Below are 2,921 nucleotides of genomic sequence, written 5' to 3' on the forward strand. Positions count from 1 at the left end.
CGGCCACCGGGACGACCGGCAGGGCCACCTCGTCCGGCGGCAGGCACTCGGCCCGCGGGACGCCGTCGACCGGCCGGATGCGCCAGCGCAGCACGTCATGCCGTTCGGCCACCGCGCCGAGCGCGGCCTTCAGCGCCGCGACGTCGAGGGGTCCGGTCAGCCGGAACGCCATCGCGATGTTGTACGGGGCCGCGTCCGGGGCGAGCTGGTCGAGGAACCACAGCCTCCGCTGCGGCGGCGACAACGCCGGCGCGTGCCCGGTCGTCAGGCCGGCCCCGGTGAGCGGGGCGGCCGCGGCCACCCGCCGCGCGAGCCCGTCGAGGGTCCGACCGGCGAAGACGTCCTCGACGGACACGTCGGCGGCGAACTCGGCCCGCAGCGCCGCGACCAGCCGCATCGCGGAGATCGAATCCCCGCCGGAAAGCAGGAAATCCGGACCGGCGGCCGCGCCCAGGACCTGCCGCCACACCGCGGCCACCGGCGACGCGGGGACCTCGGCCGCCCCGGGCTCGCTTTCGGCGAGGGTGCGGAGGGCGGGCCGGTCGATCTTGCCGGTGACGGGGTTGACGGGCAGCTCGGCCAGGCGCCGGATCGCGGCCGGGCGCATCGCCTCGGTCAGCCGGTCCCCGGCGAACGCGTGGATGTCCTCGTCGGACGGCGCCGACCCGGGGGTGAGGAACGCGACCAGCCGCGTACCGCCGGGTCCCGGCACGGCTTCGACCGCGACGGCGCCGACGTCCGGGTGCGCGCCGAGGGCGGCCTCGACCTCACCGAGCTCGATCCGCTGGCCGCGGACCTTCACCTGGCGGTCGGCGCGGCCGGCGAACTCCAGCCGGCCGTCGGGACGCAGCCGGGCCAGGTCACCGGTGCGGTAGAGCCGCTCCCCCGGCGTGAACGGGTCTTCGACGAACTTGCGCGCGGTCAGCTCCGGGCTGTTCAGGTAGCCCGCGGCCAGCCCGGGCCCGCCGATCACCAGCTCGCCGACCTCGCCCGGCGGGACGGGCCGCAGCCCGGCGTCGACGACGTGCGCGCGGTGGCCCGGCGTCGGCGTCCCCAGCGGCAGCGGGTCGGCCGGGATGCCGGTCACCTCGTCGGTGAGCACCACGACGGTCGTTTCGGTCGGGCCGTAGACGTTGAAGAACCGCCGGCCGGGCAGCCAGCGGGCGGCCAGCCCCGCGGGCACCGGCTCGCCACCGCAGGCGATGGTCCGCCAGCCGGGCACGTCTTCGGGGTCCAGCAGCGACAGCAGCGTCGGCGTGATGAACCCCCAGTTCACGTCGTGCTCGACGACGAACCGGCGCAGCCGTTCCGGGTCGGCGCGGTCGGCCGAGCTCGCGAGCTGGACCGAGCCGCCGGCGATCAGCGGCACGAAGACGTCCATCGTGAACGCGTCGAACCCGGGCGAGGCGACGCCGAGGGTGCGGGTGCCCGGGCCGACCCCCAGCCGCCCGGCGAACCCGGTCGCGAACGCGACGATGTTGCGGTGGGTGGTGAGCACGCCCTTCGGCCGCCCGGTCGAACCGGAGGTGTAGAGCACGTGCGCGGTGCTGTCCGGCGAGGCCGGGCAGCCCCCGGGCGCCGCGGGTGGCGGGACGTCGATCCCCAGCGCGGGCCCGAACTCCGCGACCGCGGCGTCGCCGATCACCAGCGAGACCCCGGCGTCGGCGACGATCCCGGCCAGCCGCGCCCGCGGGCCGCCCGGTTCGAGCGGGACGTAGCAGCCGCCGGAGAACAGGACCCCGAGGACGGTGGTCACCAGGGCAGGCGCCCGGTGGGCGCACACCCCGACGCGGGATTCCGGGCCCACCCCGCGTGCGCGGAGGGCCGCGGCCACGCCCCAGGCCGCGGCGACGAGTTCAGCGTAGGTGAGCCGGGTGGCTCCCTGCCGCACGGCGAGCGCGTCCGGCGTCCGCTCCGCCTGCGCCAGGATCAGCTCGGCGACCGTCGTGTCCGGATAGGACAGTCCGGTGCGGGACCGGGCCGGGCCGTCGATGCCCGTGCCGGGCAACGTGTCGGTCAACGTGAACTCCCCAGTTCGGCACGGCCGCGGTGGCGGCCGTGTGGTCGTGCGTGCGGCTCACGGGTGGTGTCCCCGAGCCGGCGGGTCGATCCAGAACCTGCTGCGCTGGAACGGGTAGCCGGGCAACGGCACCCGTCCCGGGCGCGCGCCGTCGTGCCGGGCGGCCCAGTCGACGTCCGCGCCGCCGACCCAGCGGGCGGCCAGCTCCCGGGCGGCACCGGGCGGCCCGGCCAGGCCGGTCCCGTCCGCCAGCAGCGCCTCGAGGGCTTCGACCGCCTCGGCCGCGGTCGTCGCGACCACCGCCGCCCGTGCGGCGAGCTCCCGGCGGCCGACGGCGAGGGTGTAGGCGACGTCGGCCAGGTCCGGCGGGTCGGCGGCGAGCCGGTCCCGCAACGCCGCCAGCGCCTCGCGCAGGGCTTCCGGGTCCCGCGCGGACACCGGCAGCACGTGCGGACCGTCGGCCGTCACCCGCGGCCCGGGCACCGGTGCTTCTTCGACGATCACGTGGACGTTGGTCCCGCCCATGCCGAACGCGCTCACCCCGGCCACCCGCCGCGGCACGTCCGGCCAGTCGGCCGCCTTGACCGGCACGTAACACGGCCCGCCGGCCAGGTCGACCTCCGGGTGCGGCGCGGTGAAGTGCAGGTTCGGCGGGATGACGCCGTGGCGCACCGAGAGCACGGCCTTGATCAGCCCGGCCACACCGGCGGCCGCGTCGAGGTGGCCGATGTTCGTCTTGACCGAGCCGAGCGCGCAGGTGCCGGGCGGGACGTCCCGGTACACCCGGTTGAGCGCGGCCACCTCGATGGCGTCGCCGAGCGGGGTGCCGCTGCCGTGCGCCTCGACCAGCCGGACCTCGGCCGGGTCGACCTCGGCCACCGCCAGTGCCTCGGCGACCGCG

At 77.2% G+C, this 2,921-nt stretch carries 2 protein-coding genes; both read right to left on the minus strand.

The window, feature by feature from the left end:
- The coding region (locus CCN39_RS48715) for a non-ribosomal peptide synthetase (RefSeq protein ID WP_143264506.1) at window positions 1–2,020 on the minus strand (2,020 nt) is incomplete at its 3' end.
- Window positions 2,021–2,077: 57 nt separating this feature from the next.
- Window positions 2,078–2,921: ketoacyl-synthetase C-terminal extension domain-containing protein (locus CCN39_RS48720; protein WP_143264507.1), on the minus strand; the 844-nt coding region annotated here is incomplete at its 5' end.

Source organism: Amycolatopsis kentuckyensis (assembly GCF_002155975.1).
In the GTDB taxonomy this organism is placed as follows: Bacteria; Actinomycetota; Actinomycetes; order Mycobacteriales; family Pseudonocardiaceae; genus Amycolatopsis; species Amycolatopsis kentuckyensis.